The following is a 19,119-nucleotide window of genomic DNA, read 5'->3' on the forward strand; positions in this document are numbered from 1 at the left end:
CCCCGCCGTATCGGCAGCCGCTGCCGACACCTCCGGGGCCTCCGCCCATGCCGCCGCAGCGGCCTGTCCGCCCCACTCACGAGACGGTGTCTCCGACCGTGGTGCTGCCGGTCATCCCGGCCGACCCGGCGGCGCACGCCGGGCCCGGTATGGGCCGCCCCAGCGGACCGCCACAGTCGTATTCGCAACTCGCGGCCGACATCGGCAAGACGCAGCCCGGTCGTAGCCAGTCCTCGGGCGGCAAGTCCACCAAGATCTGGGTGATCGGTGGCTCCATCGCCGCCGTCGTCGTCGTGCTGATCGGTGTCGTCCTCGTGAATTCCGGTGGCGACTCGAGTGGGTCTTCGGACGCCTCGGGAACCAGCAGCCAGAGCTCCGGAGTGGACAAGCCGGCATCGTCGTCGCACAAGCCGACACCGCCGCTGCTGGTCGGTACACCCGGCAACTACCAGACCATCGCCACCTACCTGAAGAGCAACAACATTCCGGAGGCGCTGGTCCACCGCAATGAACCCGGCGCACCGGTGGTGACGATGCCGATGCCCCCGGGCTGGGTCGACGCCGGACCGCAGACGCCGGCTTTCGCGTACGAGTCGATCGTCTACAACGGCCCGAGCGCCGGCGCGTACCGGCCCAGCGCTACGGCGCTGATCTCCCGGCTGGGCCCGAACGCCGATGCGCAGAAGATTCTCGACTTCGCGCCAGGTGAGCTGAACAACCTGCCGGGATTCACCGCCACCGACCCCGGCACACCGGGCACTGTCGACGGCCACAAGTCGTTCCAGATCGCCGGTTCCTGGAATTCCAACGGGGTGACGAAGCTCATCACGCAGAACACCGTCGTCATCCAGGACGGGACCGGGCTGTACGTCATGCAGATCAACATCGACGGCGTCGCCGACCAGGCCGAGATCATCAAGCAGATCACCGAGGCCATCGACCGCGACACGAAGATCGCCTCCGGCTAACCGGCTGATTCTGTCCGGGGCCGCTGTTCTGCCAGAATGTGCGCCATGCGCGTATATCTCGGAGCCGACCACGCCGGATACGAACTCAAGCAGGCCCTGCTCGACCACCTCACCGCCAATGGCCACCAGGTCGTCGACTGCGGTGCCTTCGCCTACGACGCCGAGGACGACTACCCGGCGTTCTGCATCGATGCCGCCAAGCGCACCGTCGACGACCCGGGCAGCCTGGGCATCGTGATCGGCGGCTCGGGCAACGGCGAGCAGATGGCGGCCAACAAGGTGCCGGGTGTGCGCTGTGCGCTGGCCTGGAGCGTCGAGACCGCGCAGCTGGCCCGCGAGCACAACAACGCGCAGGTGATGGGCATCGGTGGCCGTATGCACAGCACCGAGGAAGCCTTCGCCATCGTCGACGCCTTCCTGGCCGCCGAATGGTCGGAGGCCGCGCGGCACCAGCGCCGCATCGACATCCTGGCCGAGTACGAGAAGACGCACGTGGCTCCTGAGGTTCCGGGCGCCGGGGCCTGATCCGAGGCCTGACCTATGCCGGAGGGGCATACCCTGCACCGGTTGGCCCGCCTGCACCAGCAGCGTTTCGGGCGGGCGCCGGTGGTGGTCAGCAGTCCACAGGGCCGGTTCTCCGATGCCGCGGCCGCTGTCAGCGGCCGGGTGCTGCGTAAGGCCGACGCCTGGGGCAAGCACCTGTTCCACCACTACGACGGTGGCGCGGTGGTGCACGTCCACCTCGGCCTGTACGGCACGTTCACCGAACAGCCGCTGCCGATGACCGCACCCGTCGGGCAGGTGCGCATGCGCATGCTCGGGTCCGACTTCGGCACCGACCTGCGGGGCCCGACCGTCTGCGAGCTGATCGATGAGGGCGGCGTAGACGACGTGGTGGCCCGGCTCGGTGCTGATCCATTGCGCCGCGACGCCGACCCCGGGGTCGCCTGGGCGCGAATCAGCAAGTCCCGCAGGTCAATCGGATCGATGCTGATGGACCAGACGGTGATCGCCGGCGTCGGCAACGTGTACCGCAGCGAGCTGCTGTTCCGGCACCGGATCGATCCGCACCGGCCGGGCGCGGCGCTGACCGAGTCCGAATTCGCCGACCTGTGGACCGATCTCGTCGCTCTCATGAAGGTCGGCGTGCGTCGCGGCAAGATCGTCGTGGTGCGTCCGGAAGACGACCACGGCGCGCCGTCCTACGCCGCGGACCGGCCGCGGACCTATGTGTACCGGCGGGCGGGGGAGGCGTGCCGCGTGTGCTGCGCCACCATTCGCACCGAGGTGATGGAGGGGCGAAACCTGTTCTGGTGCCCCGATTGTCAGGTGTGACGGACCAGCGAGCTAGTCGCCGCCACCTCCGCAGCCGCCACCGCAACCACCGCCGCCACAGCTGGTGCCTCCGGAGTCACTGCTCCCGGAGTCCCAACTGCCGCCGCCGGCATCCCAGCCGTTGTTGTCGTTCCAGCTGACGTCCTGCCCTTGGCCGGAGTCGGCGAACTGGCTCTGATCGAGGCCCTGCTGATAGCCCTGGTCGAATCCTGATCCGTATCCGGACTCGAAACCCTGTGCACCGTAATTGACTCCGTGCATGCCGTCGAAGAGTGCGTCGAACAACAGCACCGAGCCGACGCCCCATGCGCCGGCCACCAGCGCCGGCTTCCACCACGGCTCGGAGTACCAGCCCTCAGGCACCGGGCGGCCGGCGACCCGTCCGCCGGGGTAGTAGTTCGGCGTCGCCGCCGTCGGCCCCGGTGAGGCCTGAATCTGCCTGCCGTCGAACTGGATTCGGCGGTCCTCGGTGACCTCGCCCGCGCCGCGCTGGCCGGCCAGCGCCTGCAACGGCGGACCGGGATCGATGCCCATCGCGGTCCGGGCGGCGCGCACGTAGTACAACCCCTCGATCGCACTCTGCTTGGCGAATGCCGCCTGCTGGGCCGTGGTGGCCTGCTCGATCTGCGACGCGGCGGCGTTGTAGCGCTCGGATGCGTCGGCCATGGCCTGGCGCGAGGCGTCGTCGGTGCCGGTCAGGTTGAACACCTGGCCGCCGAGCATCTCGATGACCCGTCGGGCATCGGCTTTCGCGTTGGCCAGGGCGGCGGCCTTGTTGGCCTTGCTCTGCCTGCTGAACAGGAAGAATCCGATGGCCGCGATGACGATCAGGATGAGCACGAACTCCATGCAGGCAGCTTACCGATGACCGCCATCCCATAGATATGGACATTTATGTCCGTATCTAGTACCGTCGTCGTCATGAACCTGACATTCCACGTCTTCGACATCGAACGCGGTGTGTTGTCGACCGCGCCCGGAATCGTCGCCAGCTACCCGGGTGGCGACACTGCAGTCCGTGAACTGGCACCGCTCGGTGCGGGATTTCGCCCGGTCGCCTGGAGTCGTTGCGGCGCCATCGATTACGCCGCGCTCGGGCAATGGGCGGCGTTCCATCGCAACCAGTCTGCGGAGGCCCCGGTGCTGGTCGCGCCCTACCTGCCGTCGGCCCGCGGTGACCATGACCCGACCGACGACGCCCGCGTCGCCGCCCGGCTCACCGCCGCCACCGGCGTCGCGCACATCGTGACGGTGGACCCACACTCCCCGGTCTGGGCCGACGAAGCCCGGCGCGGGGGAGCGGCCGTCACCGTCATCGAAGCCGTCGACCTGGTCGGCTGTGGCGCCGCGCACCACCCCGGCTGGGCCGGTGTCGTCGCACCCGACAAGGGCGCCCGCGACCGTGCCGGACAGGTGGCATCCCGGTTGGGTGTGCCGCTGTATGTCGCTGGCAAGCAACGGAATCCGGCCACCGGGAAGCTGTCGGGTTTTGTCGCCCCCGAGGGTCTGCCGGAGCGCGGCCGTCTACTGGTGATCGACGACATCTGCGACGGTGGCGGCACCTTCGCCGGGCTGGCTGATGCCATCCGCGCGAGCAGACCCGACCTGGCCCTGCACCTGTGGGTCAGCCACGGCTGCTTCACCGGACGCTGGCGGGACAACCTCGCCGGCTACGCCTCGGTCACCAGTACCGACTCCCGCGCCACACCCGGCGGCGTGCACGTCCAACCGCTGGAACCGTTCATCACCCACACCCTGACCACGCTGATCTGATCAGAAGGACTTCATCATGACCATCGAAGCAACCACCACGTACCGGCCCGAAACCATTGCGGCCCTGGATGTCCTGATGGACACCGATGCCTACAAGCTGGACCACCGCCGCCAGTACCCTGCCGGCACCGAGTACGTCTACTCCAACCTGACCGCTCGCGGCAGCCGCATCCCCGGGGTGACCTGGACCGCGTTCTTCGGCCTGCAGGCCTACCTGCGCGACCTGAACCAGCGGTGGAGCGCCTTCTTCGCCGCTGACATCGACGAGGTGTGCCGGGCCTACGTCGACCGCGTCACCCAGGTGCTGGGGCCCAATGATGTTGGCGCCGAGCACATCCGGCAACTGCACGCCTACGGGAGGCTGCCGCTGCGGGTACGGGCGCTGCCGGAGGGCACCATCGTGCCGGTCGGCGTCCCGTACCTGACCGTCGAGAACACCGCGCCCGAGTTCTTCTGGCTGACCAACTACATCGAGACCGAGATGTCGGCCGCGCTGTGGCAGCCCATCACGTCGGCGACCACCGCGTGGCGCAACCGGACTCTGCTGGACACTCGGGCGCGGGACTGCGGCGCCGACCCGGCCGCGGTCGACTGGCAGGGGCACGACTTCTCCTTCCGGGGCATGGCCGGCGGCGCGGCTGCCGCCGCATCGGGGGCCGCGCACCTGTTGGCGTTCACCGGCACCGACTGCCTGCCCGCGCTGGGCTGGATCGACCGCAACTACCCGGGCTCAACCGGGATCATCGGGGGCAGCGTGCCGGCCACCGAGCACAGCGTCATGTGCGCCGGCACCCAGGATGACGAGGTCGCCACGTTCGCCCGGCTGCTGGACCTGTATCCGACCGGCATCGTGTCGATCGTCAGCGACACCTGGGACCTGTGGCACGTCTGCACCGGCATCCTGCCCACGCTGAAAGACGCGATCACCGCGCGTGACGGCAAGGTGGTGATCCGCCCCGACAGCGGTGACCCCGAACGCATCCTGTGCGGCGACCCGCAGGCCCCGGCCGGCAGCCCCGCGAACAAGGGCGTCGTGAACCTGCTGTGGGAGGTGTTCGGCGGCACGGTCAACGCTGCCGGATATCGGGAACTGGACCCGCACATCGGCGTCATCTACGGCGACTCGATCACGCACGAGCGGGCGGCCGCCATCACCGCCAACCTGATGGGACAGGGCTACGTGTCCACCACTCCGGTGCTGGGATTCGGTTCGTACACATATCAATACGTCACGCGTGACACCTTCTCCATTGCGATGAAGGCCACCTGGGTACAGGTCGACGGCCGCGGCCGGGACATCGCCAAGGCACCGGTCACCGATCCGGGCAAGCGCAGCGCGCGGGGCCGGTTGGCCGTGGTCCGTGACGAGCGTGGGCGGCTGACCCTGGTGCAGGGCGCTGCCGGTGCCATAGAGGCGACGGACGCCATGCGGACGGTGTTCGAGGACGGCGTCATCGTCAACCCCGTGTCCTTCGCCGAGGTGCGCGCTACCGTGCGACGTGATTGGGCGGCATACGCCGCCGGCGAGGAGGACGTGCGTCATGGCTGAGTCGCTGGCCACCTGGCTGAGCGTCGACGTCTTCGCGGTGAGCCCCGGCGAGGAGCCGGGGCTCATCCTGGCGCGCAGGCAACGCGAACCGCATCAGGGGGATTGGGCACTGCCCGGCGTGGTGCTCGACGCCGCCAAGGGGGAGACGGTCGTGGCCGCGGCACACCGAGCGCTGCGGGACCGGGCCGATGCCGAGCCGGTCGACGGGCCGCCGACCGTGGCCCTCGTGGTGTCCGACCCTCTGCGCGACGAGCGCGGTCACACCGTGTCCCTGGTGAATGTGATGCGCGCACAAGCCGGCGACGACGCGCTGGTGGTGCGCAAAGGACAGGCCGTGCCCGCCCTGCCGTTCGGGCACAACGCGATGATCCGCGACACCGCGGCCACGGTGTCGCAGCGGCTGTTGTCGGACTCCGCGACGGCCGCGGCGATGTTCGGCGCCGGGTGCACGGCCGGCGAGGTCTGCGCGCTGACCGAGCTGCTGTTCCACCTGTCCGGCGGTACGGGAGCCGAGCCGATTCCGCTCGCCGCGATGCGGCGCCGGCTGGAACGGGCCGCGCTCTTCACCGCGGATGGCAGTCGGCCCGCGCATACCAGGCCGGTGACGGTGTTCAGGGTGGCGCGGTAAAACGGCGCCTGCGTAAGCGCTGGCAAATCGCTTGGGTGCGGCTGCATTCGGCGCGGGGTGCGTTCGTTACGTTCCTGTGAACATGCCTGCGACCTGGGGAAATGGTCTCGCCTCGAGTCGCGACCTGCTGCTTTGCGAGATACGCTCCCGGCACCCTGCTGGGAGGAGATCAACTGATGACAAGTGCAGAGACCGAACCTATGGCAAACACCGATACCGAAGCAGCGCCCGCGCGATGGTTCAACACCGACACCGGCAAGGTGCTGATCATCGGGGTCGGTGCTGTCGTCATCTTGTTGCTCCTGCTGGCGATCGGGGCCCTCGCCGGATTCAAGATCCCGCCGCCCGCGCCTGATCAACCGGCCGCCCCGACGAGCGCCGCCACGTCGGCTCCGGCCTCCACCTCGGCTCCTGCCGCCACTTCGTCGTCTTCGGCAACCGCGACACCCGCGCCGGCGCCGGTCACCACCGCGACGGCCACCGCCCCCGCGAGCCCGCCGCCCGCAGCACCGACTGGCCCGTCGACACAAACCACTCAGGCGCCGACGACCTACACGCCGCCCGCCAGGCAATACACGCCACCTGCCAGCCAGCCCGGCACCGCGGCGCCGACCGCCAGCGCGTCACCTACGGCGACCGCGACCGCGCCCGCGAGTTCTGAAGCCCCCGCCAATCCGCCGCAGTTCAACGTCATTCGCACGACGAACGGCGTCGCGCGGCCGATTCCGGGTAGCAGCTAGGCGCCCGAGCACACAAACAAAACTGCACAGGCGTTAATGTCGATGAGGTGTCACAGCAATTCCCCAGTTTGACGGTGTCCCCGTCGTGGCAGAAGCGGTTCGATTTCTTCAACACCTACGGCCTGCCGAACTCGACGCCCGAGTCGAAGGCGGCCTACCGGGCGCTGACGTTCATGGAGCGGGTGAAGCTGACCTCGAACATCCTGGCGTTCCTGTTCGGCCCCATCTACTTCTTCGTCAAGGGCATGTGGCGCAAGGGGCTGACGCTGCTCGGGATCTTCGTCGCGGTCGAGGTGGTACTCGTCGTTCTCAACGTGTCGGATTCCCTCGCCCGTGCCATCGGATTCGGTCTTGCCGCCATCGGTATGTCGACCGCGAATTACGCGTACTACCTGCACGTGGTGCGGGGCAGTCAGTCCTGGAACCTGTTCGAGGGACACGGCCGGCAGCGCTAGCTGTCGGCGAGCCCCAACCGCTTCAGCTGTCGCGGGCTCAGCGCGGTGCGCCGGACGTCGCCGTCGTACATGGCGAGAACGCGCGGATCCATGACGCGGCGCCACAGCATCGGAACGAGGCTGAGGACCAGCATCGCGGTGTAGTTGCTCGGCAGCTGCGGCGCGTCCGTGGCATGCCGAATCCCCTGGTAGCGGTGGGACGGGTCGGTGTGGTGGTCCGAATGGCGCTGCAGATGCAGCAGAAACACGTTCATGATGACCGTGTTGCTGTTCCAGCTGTGCTCGGCACGCAGTCGCTCATAGCGGCCCGACGGTAGTTTCTGCCGGCGCAGCCCGTAGTGCGACAGGTAGTTCATGCCTTCCAGCAGGAAGATGCCGATGAGTGCCTGGCCGAACAGCCACGGCAGGACCACGGGCCGGAACCACAGTGCGAGCCCGGCGAACAGGACGACACTCAACAGCCAGGCATTGAGGACGTCATTGCGCAGGCTCCAGCGTGAATGGCCTTGCCGGTCAAGGCGTTTGGCTTCGAGCCGCCAGGCCGAGCGAGTGCTGCCGAGCGCCGACCGGACGACGAAGCAGTACACGTTCTCGCCGAAGCGGGCGCTCGCCGGGTCCTCCGGCGTCGCGACGCGGACGTGGTGCCCGCGGTTGTGCTCGACGTAGAACTGTCCGTACCAGCTCTGCGCGAGAGCCAACTTGCTGAGCCACCGTTCGGCGCGGTCGCGCCGGTGTCCCAATTCATGTGCGGCGTTGTTGGCGATGCCGCCGGACAGGCCGACCGCGACCATCAGCCCCAGTTTGTCGGTGAACGTCAACGTGACCCAGCCGCCGCCGGCCCACACCCAGCAGCCGAAGGCCAGCGCGAGGTACTGCGTGGGCAGGAACATGTGGGTGGCGAATCGGTAGAACTTGTCCTGCTGCAGCGCCGCCAGGATGCGGTCGGGTGCTCGGTCGTGCGTTTCCCGTCCGAACAGATGGTCGGCGGCGGGCCCCACGACCAGAATCACGACCAGTGCGGTCCACCAGAAGACGTGCAGCCGGGTGGTCCACACCAGCAGCCAGGACAGGGTCACGGCGCCGGGGGCGGACGGGACCAGTAGCCACAGGTATCGCTTCGGGTCTCGCCAAGTGCGCTCAGTAACTTCTGAATCCACGTCAATAGACCGCCGGTTTCGGCGGTCTGTTCGGGTGATCGACGTGGTCATCGGAGCATTTATACCGCTGCCGCTGTGAAGTCTCGACTCGGTTGGCAAAAATATTTGCCAGCGCCTTCCGATTTGTTGGTCAGATTGGCTTTGACCTGCATATTCTGGCTCAGAATCGCGGCTGACACGGCATTGCGGCAATTTGCACTGAATTGGCAGGAAACTCCCAGAAATGGGCGAAATCAGCGCACTGGAAAACGCAATTAATTGGCCCGCCGGTCAATAATGGGCGTTTATCGCTCAGGCAAATTCGCTTGTCGAAAGAAATAGCGGATTCGGGTGCTCGCTGGGCGCGGGGTCACGCGCGCCGCCGAGGCGGTTCCGGCGCGACGGGATTTCGTGCCCGCCCGCGCCGAAAAACCAGACCCAAAACAAAAGGACCGGCCTGGTCAGGCCGGTCCTGTGGAGCGGGCGACGGGAATCGAACCCGCGTAGCTAGTTTGGAAGACTAGGGCTCTACCATTGAGCTACGCCCGCGTGCACTGCTGCGATCACAGTACCGGCAGACAGTACCGGGACAGCGGCCGCCAATCCAATTGAGGTTGTCGTGTGTCTAGGACGTAGTATCTCGACCGCGGTAATGCGACCGCGACGAGGCACGGGGTGTAGCGCAGCTTGGTAGCGCATCCGCTTTGGGAGCGGAAGGCCGCAGGTTCAAATCCTGTCACCCCGACCACCGACTGACGACAAGTATCAAAAAACAAGGAGTAACGCTGTGAAGAGCACCGTGGAGCAGTTGAGCCCCACCCGGGTTCGCATCAACGTGGAGGTGCCCTTCACCGAGCTTCAACCCGAGTTCGACCAGGCCTACAAGGAGCTGGCCAAGCAGGTCCGCCTGCCCGGCTTCCGCCCCGGCAAGGCCCCGGCCAAGCTGCTCGAGGCCCGTGTCGGCCGCGGCGCGGTGCTGGAGCAGGTCGTCAACAGCGCCATCCCGGCCCGCTACGGCGAGGCCGTCACCGCTGGCGACGTCAAGCCGCTGGGCCAGCCGGAGATCGATATCACCAAGCTCGAGGACAACGACGAGCTGGTCTTCACCGCTGAGGTCGACGTCCGTCCGGAGATCGCTCTGCCGGACCTGAAGGCCATCAAGATCTCGGTCGACCCGATCGTCATCGGCGACGACGAGGTCGACGCCGAGCTGCAGAACCTGCGTGCCCGCTTCGGCACCCTGACCGGTGTCGAGCGCGCCGCCGCTGACGGCGACTTCGTCTCGATCGACCTGTCGGCCACCGTCGACGGCGAGGACGTGCCCGAGGCCAAGACCGAGGGCCTGTCGCACCAGATCGGTTCCGGTCAGCTGATCGAGGGCCTCGACGAGGCCATCATCGGCCTGAAGGCCGGCGAGTCCAAGGACTTCCCGACCACCCTGGCCGCCGGCGAGCACGCCGGCAAGGAAGCTCAGGTCTCCGTCACCGTCAAGTCGGTCAAGGAGCGCGAGCTGCCGGAGCCGGACGACGACTTCGCCCAGCTGGCGAGCGAGTTCGACACCATCGACGAGCTCAAGAACAGCCTCGTCGAGCAGGTTCGCCGGGTGAAGCAGATCGGCCAGGCCGAGCAGATCCGCGACAAGGCCGTCGAGGCCCTGCTGGAGCAGATCGAGGTGCCGCTGCCCGAGGCCATCGTCCAGGCCACCGTCGACGAGACCGTGCACAACGCGGTCCACGGACTGGACCACGATGAGGCCAAGTTCGAGGAGCAGCTCAAGGAGCAGGGCAGCAGCCGCGAAGAGTTCGACGCGGACACCCGCACCAACGCCGAGAAGGCCGTCAAGACCCAGCTGCTGATGGACGCCATCGCCGACGAGCTGGACGTCAAGGTCGGCCAGGGCGACCTGATGGAGCGCATCGCTCTGATGGCCCGTCAGTACGGCATCGAGCCGCAGCAGCTGATCCAGATCCTGCAGCAGAACAACCAGCTGCCGTCCATGTTCGCCGACATCCGTCGTGGCATGACCATCGCCGCCGTCGTCAGCGGTGCCACCGTCACCGACACCGACGGCAATGCGGTCGACACCGCGGAGTTCTTCGGCCCGGCCGCCGGCGCCGCTGAAGCCGAGGCCGCCGACGAGACCGAGGCTGCGGACGAGGTCGCCGACGAGGCTCCGGCCGAGGAAGCCAAGGACGAGAAGCCGGTCAAGGCGAAGAAGGCCAAGGCTGAGGCGAAGGACGAGAAGCCGGCCAAGGACAAGGACAAGAAGGCCAAGAAGGCGAAGGACGAGGACTGAGTCCTCAAACTCTGATCGTGGTACAGGTGCCGCAGGTGTCTTCAGTGATGCCTGCGGCACCGTCCGCTCTACGGCGTCTGTGACGCTGTGAGCGAACTAGGCCCCGTCGGGGACTCGCGGCCGTCGGCCGTTGGTTAGTGTCGTGTGAACGAACTCGAGAAAGCAGGTATCCAGTCGTGACTGACATGCGTTCAAGCGCACCGGGGCTCAACCTCACGGACTCGGTCTATGAGCGTTTGCTTGCCGAGCGCATCATCTTCCTGGGCTCGCAGGTCGACGACGACATCGCCAACCGGCTGTGCGCTCAGATCCTGCTGCTGACGGCCGAAGACCCGACCAAAGACATCCACATGTACATCAACTCGCCGGGTGGCTCGATCAGCGCCGGTATGGCGATCTTCGACACCATGCAGCTGTCGGACTGCGACATCGCCACTTATGCGATGGGCATGGCCGCGTCCATGGGTGAGTTCCTGCTGGCCGCCGGCGCCAAGGGCAAGCGCCACGCGCTGCCGCACGCGCGGGTCCTGATGCACCAGCCGCTCGGTGGCGTCACCGGTAGCGCGTCGGACATCGCCATCCAGGCCGAGCAGTTCCACGTCATCAAGAAGGAAATGTTCCGGCTGAACGCGGAGTTCACCGGCAAGAGCATCGAGCAGATCGAGGCCGACTCCGACCGCGACCGCTGGTTCACCGCGCAGGAAGCGCTGGAATACGGCTTCGTCGACCACATCATCACCCGCGCAAACCTCAACGGCGGCAAGGGGGCCTCGAAGTGATCTCCAAGCATCTGAACCCGGAGCTGGCTCCGCAGGCGCGCTACATCCTGCCGCAGTTCACGGAGCGCACGCACACGGGCGAGCGCATCGTCGACCCCTACGCCAAGCTGTTCGACGAGCGCATCATCTTCCTGGGTGCCCAGGTCGACGACGTGTCCGCCAACGACGTGATGGCCCAGCTGCTGGTGCTCGAGTCGCAGGACCCCGATCGCGACATCACCATGTACATCAACTCGCCGGGTGGCTCGTTCACCTCGCTGATGGCGATCTACGACACCATGCAGTACGTGCGTGCCGACATCCAGACTGTCTGCCTCGGTCAGGCCGCGTCGGCCGCCGCGGTGCTGCTGGCCGCCGGTACGCCCGGCAAGCGCATGGCCCTGCCGAACGCTCGCGTGCTGATCCACCAGCCGTCGCTCGGTGGCGTCATCCAGGGTCAGTTCTCGGACCTGGAAATCCAGGCCGCCGAGATCGAGCGCATGCGGACCCTCATGGAGGAGACGCTGGCGCGGCACACCGGCCGGACCGCCGAGCAGGTTCGCAAGGACACCGACCGCGACAAGATCCTCACCGCGGCCGACGCCAAGGAGTACGGGATCATCGACACGGTCCTCGAGTACCGGAAGCTCTCGGCCCAGAAGGCCTAGGTCTGTAAACGCGCAACGGCCGCCAACCTGTTCAGGTTGGCGGCCGTTGGCGTTTGTTCAGTCCTTGGCCGAGCCGGCCTTCGACGAGGCGGACGACGCGCCGCTCTTGGCGGCCTTCTTGTCCTTGGTCTTCTTGTCGGTGGCGTTCTTGCCCTTCGTCGAATCGTGTTGCGCTGACGACGAATTGTCGGTGCCGGACTTCTCGGACTTCTCCGGCTTGGTATCGGGCTTGGTGTCGGGCTTTTCCGGCTTGGTGGCCGTCGCCGGCTCGCTACCGGACTTGGTGGGCGAATCGTCGGTGCCCGCCGTCGGTGTCGTGCTTGCGGTCGACGCCGGAGAAGTCCGCTTGGTCCGCGGCTTCTGCACGGTCTTGGTGGGCTTCTTCTCGGTCTGGGTGGACGGCTTGTCGGCGCCGGCGGCGTCGTTCGTGCCCGCGGTGCCGGCAGCGGGGGCGTCCGGCTCCGACGCCTTGTCGGTCGCGGCAGTCGAACGCGGGGCGGTCGCCGCAGACGACAAGATGGACGACAGCTGCGGCTTCACCACGTTGAATGGCAGCGCCTTGCCCGTCACCAGCACGGAGATGAAGTTCGCGACGGCGATCGCCGGGGACAGGGCGGCGAACGCCGCACCGGCGACGGGCGCGAGCGGAGCGAGTACCGACGGCAGCTGCAGCCCGGACGCCAGCGCGGCCGGCGCGGAGGCCAAGGCAGAGCCGGCGGCGTTGGTCGCGTTGGTCACTCTCGTCTTGACGGTGTCGATGGTCTGTTGGACCGGGTTGGTCGCAGTCGGTGCCGGGTCGGCTGCCGCGGCCGCCGGGCTCTCGGCCGCAGCGGGTGCCGGGCCGGCGGCGGCCGGCAGCAGGGTCGTCACGGCTTTGGTCAGGTTTGCGACCAGGTTGTACGCGAAGGTACCCACCACCTGGAACGGGAGCGTAAGCACATAGGACGCCAGCGCGATCGGCACCCACGGGAGATAGAAGGGATCGGTAGTCGCGCGGCTCAGTATCACCAGCGGTATGGACACCACCGATTGGACGGTGCTCTTGGCTGACGCGACCACGGCCTGCGCGAGGACTGTGATCACGTCGACGACGACGTTGCCGGCCGTCGTGACCGGGTTGGCTGCCAGGGCGACCGGGTTGGCGGCCAGGGCAACCGGCCCCGCGGACGTGTTGGCCGCTGCGGCGCTGGTGATCTGGTCGAGCAGCTGCTGCTGTTGCGCGGCCATGTCCTGCGCGAATGCCGCGAACTGGATGGCCCGGGATTCAATCCGCGGGGCGCTGATGGGCGCGGCATGCGTCCGGATTGCGATCGGGCCGTTCGGCGTCAGGACGCAGGCCGCCGCGACGACACCGGCCAGCGGTAGGGCTTGGAGCCGCCGGAGTGGGGTAGCGGTAGTGGCGTGGCTGAGGTGATTCATCGCGCAGGTCCTTCGCGTATTCGGATGAGAGCGTCGCTGGCTGGGGAGTGGGCCCCAGTCGAGAAGGCTAATTGACGTAATCGGAAGATTACGTCGAAAGGTATGTTTTCGCCCTTCGTCGGCCACCCGCTTCGCGCCAAGAAACCACCAAGGCGCCCGCCGCACCCTGTGACGCGACCACGAATCCCGGCCACCCCGAACAGGACCCGTCATGAGCCGACCCGCACGCCGTTCCGCCGTCGCATTGGCCGCTGCCGCTCTGGTCGCGTCCGTGGTGGCCGGATTGCCGGTGGCCCAGGCGAATCCAACCCCGGACACCTCGATGCCGGTGCCGTGGAATCAGGTCGGAGACGGCTGGACCCTGGCCACCTGGAACCCGGTCCCCGGTCGACTCCCGGGCGAACGCCCCGACCCTGACGCGCCGGCACCCGCGAAGGCCGCCGAGACCCTGTTCCTGATCGATCCGGCCGGTCATCGGTACGCCATCACCACGTTCGAGCCGACGGACAAAGGATGGCACCCGCGCCTGGTCGACTGGTCGGGCAACGGTGGTCGCGCACTGCTGACAATCGGCGACTCGGTGATCGTCGTCGACTTGCGCACCGGCAGTCAGACGTCCTTCCCGTCGAGTGCTTCTCCGCGGTTCAGCCGGCCGGGCGGTGAAGCGATCGTGTTGTCGTCGACGAGCCACGACCAGCCCAGCACCTTGCAACGTGTCGACCTGGCGGGCAACGTGCAGCTGACCTACCCGACCGACGACCTGGCCGGCGCCGGCCGATTCGGCGGCGACTATCTGGAAACCCCCGACGGCACCACCCTCGTGCTGTCGACGGCCAACCGGGCCGATGACGAGGTGCCGCGGACCGACAACAGCTTCGTGCTCATGGGCAACGACGGGACTGTCGGGCGGGTGCTGCCGGTACCGATGCCGGACGCGGTGTGCCGGACGACCCGGTGGTTGGCGCCAACGGATTTCGTCGCCAGTTGTACCGCGCAGAAGTCCGCGAGCAGCCAGTTGTGGAAGGTGCCGATCGACGGGTCGGCGCCGACCGCGCTCACCGCCGTCAACAACGCGAAGAACGAACCCGGATTCGAAGGCGACTACGGCGACGTCGGCCTCTGGCAGCTGCCGAGCGGCACGTTCGTGCAGTCACTCGGCGCCTGCGGCGTGGTGTTCCTGTCGCGGGTGACGGCCGATGGTCACACCCAGCGCGTCAAGGTTCCGGGGGCGGGCAACAACATCGACGTCGTCGGCGCGTCCGGCGGTTCGCTGGTGCTGAAGTCGACGGCCGGATGCAGCCCGTCGCAGGCGCTGATGGCCTACGACCCGGCCGCGAACACCACGCGGGTCCTGCTCGGCCCGACGGTGAACGACGGACACGTCGTCGACGCCATGACCTTCGGCGAGGGCTACCGGTCATGACGCGATTCATGTCGGCCCTGGCGGTCCTGGCCGTCGCGGTCACCCTGTCGCCCGTCGCGCACGCCGACGACCGCGAGAGCACCGAGGCCTGCAGCTGGGTCAGCGCCGACGAAGCCGCGGTCTTTCTCGGAGGTCCGGCCACCGCCGCGCCGATTCGGACGCAGCTGCCCGAATTGTCTTGTGCCTACCGGTCATCAGACGAGCCGCAGGCACGACGCAGCCTGGAGTCCGATGTCCGGTTCGCCGACGCGTTCCCATGGGACGCCGCAACGACATTCCAGGAGGTGGCCGCCTGGCCCACGGCCACCGCGGTCGACGGCGTGGGCCTGAAGGCGGTCTGCACCTACGAACCCAACGTCACGCCTCCGTCGACGACGCTCACCGTGTTGTTGACGGGTGAACGGATCTACCGGGTGACCGGCAGCTACGTGTGGCGGTGCGACACCCTGAAGGCGTTCGCGGAACTGGCAATAGCCCGCATCGACCGATAGCACCCGATACCCTCGGCCCATGCGGCCGACCGGAATCGATTTCGGCGTTCTGGGCCCGCTGCGGATGGCCGTCGACGACCACGTCGTCTCGCTGGGCGCACCCAAGCAGCGAGCGGTGTTCGCGATGCTGTTACTCAATCGCGGGCGCCCGGTGTCGGTGGATGCGTTGATCGACGCGGTGTGGGAGCAGTCGCCGGCCGCGGCCGCCCGCACCGCATTGCACTCCTACATCTCCAATCTCCGAAAGGTCCTGGCGGAGTCCGGAATGCCGCGGGAGACGCTGGCCGCCGCACCGCCCGGCTATCGACTCGATGTGCCGGAGGAGGCGACCGACCTGGGGCGTTTCGAGAAGGAAAAGGTCGCCGGTGTGCGCGCCGCGGCGGCCGGTCGGTTCTCGTCCGCGGGCACCCACCTGTCGGCCGCGTTGGCGCAGTGGCGCGGCCCGGTCCTCGGCGATCTGTCCGACTTCGCCTTCGTCGACGCCGTCGCCGCCGCGCTGGTCGATGACCGGATTGCGGTGGAGACCGCCCGAGCGGAAGCTGAAATTGCGTGTGGCCATGCATCTCTGGTGATCGGGCCACTGGAATCGCTGGTCGCCGAACATCCCTACCGGGAACCGCTGTGGGCGCAGTTGATCACCGCCTATTACAGCTGTCAAAGGCAGGCGGACGCGCTGGATGCGTTCCGGCGGGTGCAGGCGATCCTGGCCGAGGACCTCGGTATCGACCCGGGCCAGGCGATAACTGCCCTGCAGCAACGGATTCTGCGCCAGGAACCACTCGACGTGCAGGGTGCCGCGCAAGCGACGGCGGTGCACACGATCGGCCGGCTCCGGCCAGGCTCCACGCAGTCGACCTCGTCCAGAGCAGGCCTGCGCGACGCGACCGGGCGATGGTTTGCCTTGCGCGCGATGGCAACCCGGATCGGTCGCCTCGCCGACAACGACATCGTGCTCGACGCGGCCGACGTCAGCCGGCACCATGCCGTCATCGTCGATGCCGGCACCGGGCCGGTGATGGTGGACCTGCGCTCGGCCAACGGCGTGTACGTACAGGGCGCGCGGATCGAGGCCAACACCAACCTGTTCGATGGGGATCGCATCCGCATCGGCGCGCACGAGTTCACCGTCGAACTCGGGTAGGGGCAGGCCAAGAATCCGCCAAGCACATCGGCGAACCATGGGGCCATGAAGTTTTCGGTTCTTGTCCTGGCCGCGACAGTGACATTCCTGAGCGTGGCGCCGACGGCGTCCGCGCAGCAGTCGTGCGGTGCGCTGGGCGGGACGGCCGACGCCACCGGCATCTGCCGGATCCACGAGGTGGGTACGGGGTACGAACGGACCGCGGCCTTCCCGGTCGACTATCCCGACCAACAGGCGGTAGCTGACTTTCTGGCCCAGGACCGCGACGGGTTCGTCGGCTGGGTGGACAAGTTCGGCCGCGGCCGGGTGTACACGGAGACGGTGACTCCGACGGTGTACCGCTCGGCGCGAACCCAAACCCTGGTGCTCAAGATCGTGGATCCGACGGGCTTCGCCCACGAAGGGCACCCGGACATCCGGTACCGGACCTTTACCTACGGGCCCGATGGGTCGATCACCATCGACACGTTGTTCGGGCCGGGATCCGATCCGGTGGCGATCCTGACGTCGGTGGTGCAGCGCGCGTTGAAGGCGCGCAATGCGGCGCTGATCGAACCGGACCGCAGCTCGTACCGGAACTTCGCGCTCACCGACGACGCCGTCACGTTCTTCTTCGGCGAAAGTCAACTGGTGGGCAACGGTGGCCCGCTCACGGTGGCGGTGCCGATGGACCAGCTGGGCGGGCGGCTGCAGGGGTAGGTCGAAGGTCGTCTACTTGCGCTGGCCGCGAAATGCGTCGGCGGCCTCAATGTGCACACGGTAGGGTTGCAGATAGGTGAACAGCCCTGATCAGAGGCCTGTCGAGCCGACGCCGCCCGGCGCCGGGAAGACACGCCAGAATCACGGTCAGCGCGCCGAGGGGTGGCAAGCCACCGATCGGGCTATGTTCTCCTGCACACGGATAAATACCACCGGAGCGATTCGCCCCTTTCGGTCGCATCGCAACGGAGCGAACGGGTAGCGTCGGGTTCACACCCGAAATAACCCACTATCTGGTGTAACGACTGACGGCGACCGGAGAAAGTAGGGCCTCACCCCATGGCGCGCATCGGAGACGGCGGTGACCTGCTGAAGTGCTCGTTTTGTGGAAAGAGCCAGAAGCAGGTCAAGAAGCTGATTGCTGGACCTGGCGTCTACATCTGCGACGAGTGCATCGACCTCTGCAACGAGATCATCGAAGAGGAGCTGGCCGACGCTGACGACGTCAAGCTCGACGAGCTGCCCAAGCCTCAGGAGATCCGGGACTTTCTCGAGGGCTACGTCATCGGTCAGGACAACGCCAAGAAGACGCTCGCGGTGGCTGTCTACAACCACTACAAGCGGATCCAGGCGCAGGAGAAGTCGCGCGACTCCCGGTCTGAGCCGGTCGAGCTCGCCAAGTCGAACATCCTGATGCTCGGGCCCACCGGCTGCGGCAAGACCTACCTGGCACAGACGCTGGCCAAGATGCTCAACGTGCCGTTCGCCATCGCGGACGCGACCGCGCTGACCGAGGCCGGCTACGTCGGCGAGGACGTCGAGAACATCCTGCTGAAGCTGATCCAGGCTGCCGACTACGACGTCAAGCGTGCCGAGACCGGCATCATCTACATCGACGAGGTCGACAAGATCGCCCGCAAGAGCGAGAACCCGTCGATCACGCGCGACGTGTCCGGCGAGGGTGTGCAGCAGGCGCTGCTGAAGATCCTCGAGGGGACGCAGGCGTCGGTGCCGCCCCAGGGCGGGCGTAAGCACCCGCACCAGGAGTTCATCCAGATCGACACCACCAACGTGCTGTTCATCGTGGCCGGTGCCTTCGCCGGGCTGGAGCGGATCGTGTCGGACCGGGTCGGCAAGCGCGGCCTGGGCTTCGGCGCCGAGGTGCACTCCAAGGCCGAGATCGACACGCAGGACCACTTCGCCGAGGTGCTGCCGGAGGACCTGATCAAGTTCGGTCTGATCCCCGAGTTCATCGGTCGTCTCCCGGTCGTGGCGTCGGTGACCAACCTGGACAAGGAATCGCTGGTGTCGATCCTGTCCACGCCGAAGAACGCGCTGGTCAAGCAGTACGTCCGGCTCTTCGAGATGGACGGGGTGGAGCTGGAGTTCACCGAAGAGGCCCTCGACGCGATCGCCGACCAGGCCATCCACCGTGGCACCGGTGCCCGTGGCCTGCGCGCCATCATGGAAGAGGTCCTGCAGCCGGTGATGTTCGACATCCCGAGCCGCGACGACGTCGCCAAGGTGGTCGTCACCAAGGAGACCGTCCAGGACAACGTGCTGCCGACCATCGTGCCGCGCAAGGCGTCCCGCTCGGAGCGTCGCGACAAGAGCGCATAGTTCGCCAAAAGGAAATGCCC

Annotated in this window: 19 protein-coding genes and 2 tRNA genes; 17 read left to right on the top strand and 4 right to left on the bottom strand. The window is 67.3% G+C overall.

Features of this window, described 5'->3' with window-relative positions; genetic code table 11:
- From TL10_RS23805 to TL10_RS23815, 3 genes are all read left to right on the top strand, one after another.
- Positions 1 to 968, top strand: a 968-nt coding sequence (locus tag TL10_RS23805; RefSeq protein WP_131630798.1) for an LpqN/LpqT family lipoprotein, incomplete at its 5' end; no start/stop codon positions are given.
- 45 nt (positions 969 to 1,013) lie between these two features.
- Complete coding sequence (locus TL10_RS23810; RefSeq protein WP_043987631.1) at positions 1,014 to 1,493, top strand: ribose-5-phosphate isomerase; 480 nt, start codon at positions 1,014 to 1,016, stop codon at positions 1,491 to 1,493.
- Positions 1,494 to 1,508: 15 nt separating this feature from the next.
- Positions 1,509 to 2,303: an Fpg/Nei family DNA glycosylase gene (locus TL10_RS23815; protein ID WP_043987632.1), complete on the top strand. Its 795-nt coding sequence runs from the start codon at positions 1,509 to 1,511 to the stop codon at positions 2,301 to 2,303.
- 12 nt (positions 2,304 to 2,315) lie between these two features.
- Here the strand turns inward: TL10_RS23815 and TL10_RS23820 are convergent, their stop codons facing one another.
- Positions 2,316 to 3,152, bottom strand: a complete 837-nt coding sequence (locus TL10_RS23820; protein WP_043987633.1) for a hypothetical protein — start codon at positions 3,150 to 3,152, stop codon at positions 2,316 to 2,318.
- 72 nt (positions 3,153 to 3,224) lie between these two features.
- Between TL10_RS23820 and TL10_RS23825 the strand changes: the two genes are divergently transcribed.
- The 5 genes from TL10_RS23825 to TL10_RS23845 all read left to right on the top strand — a co-directional run bounded on the left by TL10_RS23825 (position 3,225) and on the right by TL10_RS23845 (position 7,448).
- Positions 3,225 to 4,076, top strand: a complete 852-nt coding sequence (locus tag TL10_RS23825) for a phosphoribosyltransferase family protein (RefSeq protein ID WP_052506525.1) — start codon at positions 3,225 to 3,227, stop codon at positions 4,074 to 4,076.
- A gap of 16 nt (positions 4,077 to 4,092) precedes the next feature.
- Positions 4,093 to 5,625, top strand: coding sequence for a nicotinate phosphoribosyltransferase (locus tag TL10_RS23830; RefSeq protein ID WP_043987634.1), 1,533 nt, complete (start codon positions 4,093 to 4,095; stop codon positions 5,623 to 5,625).
- The gene (locus TL10_RS23835; protein WP_043987635.1) at positions 5,618 to 6,253 is read left to right on the top strand and encodes an NUDIX hydrolase; all 636 of its coding nucleotides are present in this window, start codon (positions 5,618 to 5,620) and stop codon (positions 6,251 to 6,253) included. The genes TL10_RS23830 and TL10_RS23835 overlap by 8 nt, the downstream gene beginning before the upstream one ends.
- Before the next feature lie 176 nt (positions 6,254 to 6,429).
- Complete coding sequence (locus TL10_RS29795) at positions 6,430 to 6,993, top strand: hypothetical protein (protein ID WP_131630799.1); 564 nt, start codon at positions 6,430 to 6,432, stop codon at positions 6,991 to 6,993.
- Between the two features lie 47 nt (positions 6,994 to 7,040).
- A complete protein-coding gene (locus tag TL10_RS23845) occupies positions 7,041 to 7,448 on the top strand; it encodes a DUF2628 domain-containing protein (protein ID WP_043394315.1) in 408 nt (135 codons plus the stop codon).
- Here TL10_RS23845 and TL10_RS23850 read toward each other — a convergent pair.
- Positions 7,445 to 8,605: an alkane 1-monooxygenase gene (locus TL10_RS23850; RefSeq protein ID WP_043987636.1), complete on the bottom strand. Its 1,161-nt coding sequence runs from the start codon at positions 8,603 to 8,605 to the stop codon at positions 7,445 to 7,447. The two genes, TL10_RS23845 and TL10_RS23850, sit on opposite strands and share 4 nt — an antisense overlap.
- Positions 8,606 to 9,059: 454 nt before the next feature.
- Positions 9,060 to 9,133 (bottom strand) — tRNA-Gly (locus TL10_RS23855).
- A 122-nt stretch (positions 9,134 to 9,255) separates the two neighbouring features.
- Between TL10_RS23855 and TL10_RS23860 the strand changes: the two genes are divergently transcribed.
- The 4 genes from TL10_RS23860 (at position 9,256) to TL10_RS23875 (ending at position 12,306) form a co-directional block, all read left to right on the top strand.
- Positions 9,256 to 9,332, top strand: a tRNA-Pro gene (locus tag TL10_RS23860).
- Between the two features lie 39 nt (positions 9,333 to 9,371).
- Entirely contained in the window at positions 9,372 to 10,880 is a 1,509-nt protein-coding gene (gene tig, locus TL10_RS23865) for a trigger factor (RefSeq protein ID WP_043987637.1), read from the top strand.
- A gap of 185 nt (positions 10,881 to 11,065) precedes the next feature.
- Positions 11,066 to 11,659, top strand: coding sequence for an ATP-dependent Clp protease proteolytic subunit (locus tag TL10_RS23870; RefSeq protein WP_043394310.1), 594 nt, complete (start codon positions 11,066 to 11,068; stop codon positions 11,657 to 11,659).
- Positions 11,656 to 12,306 (top strand): ATP-dependent Clp protease proteolytic subunit, encoded by a 651-nt coding sequence (locus TL10_RS23875; protein ID WP_043394308.1) that lies wholly within the window; start codon positions 11,656 to 11,658, stop codon positions 12,304 to 12,306. The genes TL10_RS23870 and TL10_RS23875 overlap by 4 nt, the downstream gene beginning before the upstream one ends.
- Before the next feature lie 57 nt (positions 12,307 to 12,363).
- Here the strand turns inward: TL10_RS23875 and TL10_RS23880 are convergent, their stop codons facing one another.
- Entirely contained in the window at positions 12,364 to 13,725 is a 1,362-nt protein-coding gene (locus TL10_RS23880) for a hypothetical protein (RefSeq protein ID WP_043987638.1), read from the bottom strand.
- A 211-nt stretch (positions 13,726 to 13,936) separates the two neighbouring features.
- Here TL10_RS23880 and TL10_RS23885 point away from each other — a divergent pair, with 211 nt between their 5' ends.
- From TL10_RS23885 to clpX, 5 genes are all read left to right on the top strand, one after another.
- The gene (locus TL10_RS23885) at positions 13,937 to 15,148 is read left to right on the top strand and encodes a hypothetical protein (RefSeq protein ID WP_043987639.1); all 1,212 of its coding nucleotides are present in this window, start codon (positions 13,937 to 13,939) and stop codon (positions 15,146 to 15,148) included.
- Complete coding sequence (locus tag TL10_RS23890) at positions 15,145 to 15,639, top strand: hypothetical protein (RefSeq protein ID WP_043987640.1); 495 nt, start codon at positions 15,145 to 15,147, stop codon at positions 15,637 to 15,639. The genes TL10_RS23885 and TL10_RS23890 overlap by 4 nt, the downstream gene beginning before the upstream one ends.
- Positions 15,640 to 15,658: 19 nt before the next feature.
- Entirely contained in the window at positions 15,659 to 16,780 is a 1,122-nt protein-coding gene (locus TL10_RS23895; protein WP_043987641.1) for a BTAD domain-containing putative transcriptional regulator, read from the top strand.
- 45 nt (positions 16,781 to 16,825) lie between these two features.
- Positions 16,826 to 17,479 carry an RsiV family protein gene (locus TL10_RS29800; RefSeq protein WP_052506527.1) on the top strand — a complete coding sequence of 218 codons (654 nt, stop codon included), beginning with the start codon at positions 16,826 to 16,828 and terminating at the stop codon, positions 17,477 to 17,479.
- A gap of 339 nt (positions 17,480 to 17,818) precedes the next feature.
- Positions 17,819 to 19,099 carry an ATP-dependent Clp protease ATP-binding subunit ClpX gene (gene clpX / locus TL10_RS23905; protein WP_043394298.1) on the top strand — a complete coding sequence of 427 codons (1,281 nt, stop codon included), beginning with the start codon at positions 17,819 to 17,821 and terminating at the stop codon, positions 19,097 to 19,099.
- Positions 19,100 to 19,119 lie beyond the last annotated feature (20 nt).

Source organism: Mycolicibacterium llatzerense, from assembly GCF_000878195.1.
GTDB lineage: Bacteria > Actinomycetota > Actinomycetes > Mycobacteriales > Mycobacteriaceae > Mycobacterium > Mycobacterium llatzerense.